General features: G+C 61.0%; 2 protein-coding genes and 3 pseudogenes. 4 read left to right on the top strand and 1 reads right to left on the bottom strand.

Annotation, left to right across the window (positions count from 1 at the left end):
• Window positions 1-373 (top strand): annotated as a pseudogene (locus EOA22_RS27875) (phosphohydrolase); the annotation flags it as partial.
• 543 nt (window positions 374-916) lie between these two features.
• Here the strand turns inward: EOA22_RS27875 and EOA22_RS27870 are convergent.
• Window positions 917-1,093: pseudogene (locus EOA22_RS27870) on the bottom strand (DUF3788 family protein); the annotation flags it as partial.
• Here EOA22_RS27870 and EOA22_RS27865 point away from each other — a divergent pair.
• The 3 genes and pseudogenes from EOA22_RS27865 to EOA22_RS27855 all read left to right on the top strand — a co-directional run.
• Window positions 1,079-1,503, top strand: a pseudogene (locus EOA22_RS27865) (ABC transporter permease); the annotation flags it as partial. The pseudogenes EOA22_RS27870 and EOA22_RS27865 overlap by 15 nt on opposite strands.
• A 293-nt stretch (window positions 1,504-1,796) precedes the next feature.
• On the top strand, window positions 1,797-2,765 hold the full coding sequence (speB, locus tag EOA22_RS27860; protein ID WP_063170527.1) for an agmatinase: 969 nt from the start codon (window positions 1,797-1,799) through the stop codon (window positions 2,763-2,765).
• A gap of 17 nt (window positions 2,766-2,782) precedes the next feature.
• Window positions 2,783-3,415, top strand: coding sequence for an urea carboxylase-associated family protein (locus EOA22_RS27855; RefSeq protein ID WP_063170526.1), 633 nt, complete (start codon window positions 2,783-2,785; stop codon window positions 3,413-3,415).
• The last annotated feature ends 114 nt before the right edge of the window (window positions 3,416-3,529 follow it).

Below are 3,529 nucleotides of genomic sequence, written 5' to 3'. Positions count from 1 at the left end.
CTTCATGAAGGGCTACGGGGTGCCGGAGCGTGATGTCGAGGACGTCTGGACTGCCATTGCGCTCCACACAACCCCCGGCATCCCAGAGCATATGCGTCCCACAATCGGGCTGGTGACCGCCGGTGTGGAGATGGACGTGCTCGGCGTCGCCTATCACGACTTCACGCATGAGCAGCGCGACAGTGTGTGCGTCCATCATCCGCGCGAGACGAACTTCAAGGAGAACATCATAGACCACTTCGCCAACGGCATCATCAAGAAGCCGTTGACGACGTTCGGAAATGTGAAGGCTGACGTCCTAGCGCTGAAGGACATGAACTATGTCCGCCAGAATTTCTGCTCGATCATCCTTGGCTCACCTTGGCCGAGCTGACCCTGGTTGCCGCCGGTCGAGGAAGCTGAAATGGGCGCCATTCCTATATTTCTCGTCTCAGTTTGAGCCGCAAACCGGTGGCGGCGAGACCATTTCGGACGGACGCTATGCTGGAACAAAGAAATTTCTTCTACTGCCTGAGCTGCCAGAGTCCTGGCACGACGTGATCGCTGCTCTGCGTAGAAAATCCGAATAACGGGGTGAGATAGTGATCCGGGACCGTATGGGTCTGCTCTAGATCGCGGACGGCACCTACAGCGAGCCGGAACAGGAGTATGAGCGGTTACTCTATAACCGCCTAGCTGCCGTGATCGGCGGTCTCGGCGAAGGTAATGATAGCGGCGATGGCGGCGCCGTCGTCGGCTACGATTTCAGCGGCCTACCAGCCTGTAATTAGTCGCGTTCATCGTCCTTAGGTTCGCCAAACCATACGAGAGCCTTCCACGACGACCTCGATGTCGAATTGCTGTGTGATGTAGACTAGGCCGCTGCCTGGAGTCCTCGGAGCCATCGCGCGCCGCGGATCCAGGATTTTTGTTGCCTTCAACCGCGCAACTTTGGCCGGCGCTTCATAGTGAGAAGCTCCGTCACATCATGCAGTTCATCTGCCGATGAAATGGCAATCGTCAGCCATTTTCCATCGATGTATGTTTTGGCTTCGTCGTAGAGCTTGACCAATTGCGGACGCCAGACATAACGCCGCTCCTCGCGCTGGCGGCGTTTCTCGGGCAAGCCTTCAGAACGCAATGATCGCCATCGGCGTCTCGGCCACGCCGGTTTTCATTAGGCTGACGCGAGGCCAAGTGCTGTCGATCAAGAACGAGGACTACATCACCGCGGCGCGCGCGCTCGGCTCGCGCGACCGCAACATCATCCTCGCACATGTTCTGCCCAAGGTGCTGGCTCCAATCGTCGTCCAAATCACCATCACCATGGCGGTCGCCGTCCTCGCCGAGGGCAGCCTTGCCTTTCTCGGGCTCCGCCGGCGACAGCCGGCGCAGACAGTTCCTGAGTGAGGCCCCGTGGATGACGGTCTGGCCGGGACTGCGATCATCGCCGTCGTGCTCGGCTTCAACCTCTTGGGCGACGGGCTGAACGACACGCTCACGCCACAGTTCGAGGACAGTTGACGTCGGCGAGTGATCTCCGATGCCCACACCCCAAATCGGTTGTCAGCAGTTGCGCCACAAGCTGAGATGATGATGGCGCGAATGGCTGACGCGGTCTCGCTGAGGCAGGCGGCATGATCCGATTAAATCGATATGAACGCCCGATACTCGTGATAGATAGGAGTGGCTGCACCTGCTAGCCACGAGACAGACAGACCGCAGGCCTGTCGTGCTTCACCCCACCCTGGCGCTTCGGCTCATGTCGAAGGTCGTCACCGGATGGCCTGAAGCTTATCCAAGCAGGGAGAGTTTCGATGTCTGGACACGGGTATGAGGGCGGACGGCTCGATCTCCCCTTCGTAGGACTTAGCACCTTCGGTAAACGGCCGATCTGCCTGGATTGGGACAAGATCGATGCCGATGTGGCGGTGCTGGGTGTGCCCTTCGACATGGGCACGCAGTACCGCTCCGGCGCGCGCTTCGGGCCGCGCGCCATCCGCGAGGCGTCGACGCTGTTTTCCTTCGGCCATGGCGGCGCCTACGACCATGAGGACGACCAGACCTATCTGCCGCTTGACAAGGTGCGGATCGTCGACATCGGCGATGCGGATATTGTGCACACCGATACCGTCACCAGCCACGCCAATACGGCAAAGGCGGTCCGCAAGATTCTCGAACGAGGCGCGTTGCCCGTCGTTCTGGGCGGCGACCATGCCATCAACATCCCCTGCGTCCGGGCGTTCAGCGAACATGGCCCTATCCATATCGTGCAGATCGACGCCCATCTCGACTTTGTCGACGTGCGTCACGGCGTACGCGAAGGCCACGGCAACCCGATGCGCCGAGCGGCCGAACAGTCGCATGTCAGCGGCCTCAGCCAGCTCGGCATCCGCAACGTCTCCTCTACGGCCCGCGACGGCTACGAAGACGCACGCCAGCGCGGCTCGACCATCCTTTCCGTCCGCCAGGCGCGCAAGCTCGGCGTCGAAGGCGTGCTGGCAACCATCCCGGAGCGCGCGCGCTACTATGTGACGATCGACATCGACGGCTTCGATCCATCGATTGCGCCGGGCACCGGCACGCCCAGCCATGGCGGCTTCCTGTATTATGAAGTAATGGAAATGCTCCAGGGCCTAGTGAAGCGCGGCGACGTGGTCGGCATCGACCTCGTCGAGGTCGCCCCGGCCTACGACCCTTCGGGCATCACCGGCTTTCTCGCAGCACAGGTGCTCCTAAATTTTCTCGGCTACATCTTCGTCGAACGCGAAGCGCGCGGACGCTGAACGGAAGGAACACAACGATGCCAACGAACGCCAGTGACGGTCAGGTTCAACTCATTCCCGCCCGCAAGGGCGTGGCGGCGCCCGTTGCCCAAGGCCAGGTGATCACCGTCATCAACACCCATGGCACCCAGGTGGTGGACACCTGGGCCTTCTGCGCCGACGACATCGCGGAATTCATGTCGATGGAGCACAGCCGTGGCGGCATGCTCAAGGTGAATCCCCAGAACGGCGACACGCTGCGCAGTAACAAGCGGCGTCCGATGCTGACCCTGATCCAGGATACGTCGGGCGGCGTGCACGATACGCTGATCGCCGCCTGCGACCGCTATCGCTACCAGCAGTTGGGCCATGTCGGCCACCATGACAACTGCACTGACAACCTGGCGGCCGCTCTCGGCGCGCTCGGGCTGACGTCATCCGAAACCCCTTCGCCCCTCAACCTGTTCATGAACATTCCCGTCCGCAAAGACGGTTCGGTCTCGTTCGAGGCACCGGTGTCGGGACCGGGCTCCTATGTGTCGATGCGCGCGGAAATGGATTTGATCATCGCGTTCTCGGCCTGCCCGCAGGACCTCATTCCGGTGAACGGGGAAGACTGCGTTCCAACCGAAGCGCACTACCGAATCGACGCCAAGGCGCCGCGCCTTTAAGCACCGCGCTCAGACCATTGATCCCGAAAAGCGCCCCCCCCTTTCGGGATTGATGCGTAAAGAAGTTTTTACACGCCGCGTATCGTGGGAAGCGGCTTTTTCGCTTCTGTCGGT

The sequence above is a fragment of the Mesorhizobium sp. M7A.F.Ca.US.014.04.1.1 genome, assembly GCF_003998745.1.
GTDB classification, from domain to species: domain Bacteria; phylum Pseudomonadota; class Alphaproteobacteria; order Rhizobiales; family Rhizobiaceae; genus Mesorhizobium; species Mesorhizobium ciceri.
Note: the sequence above shows the minus strand (reverse complement) of the source record. Positions and strands in the feature narration are given on the sequence as shown.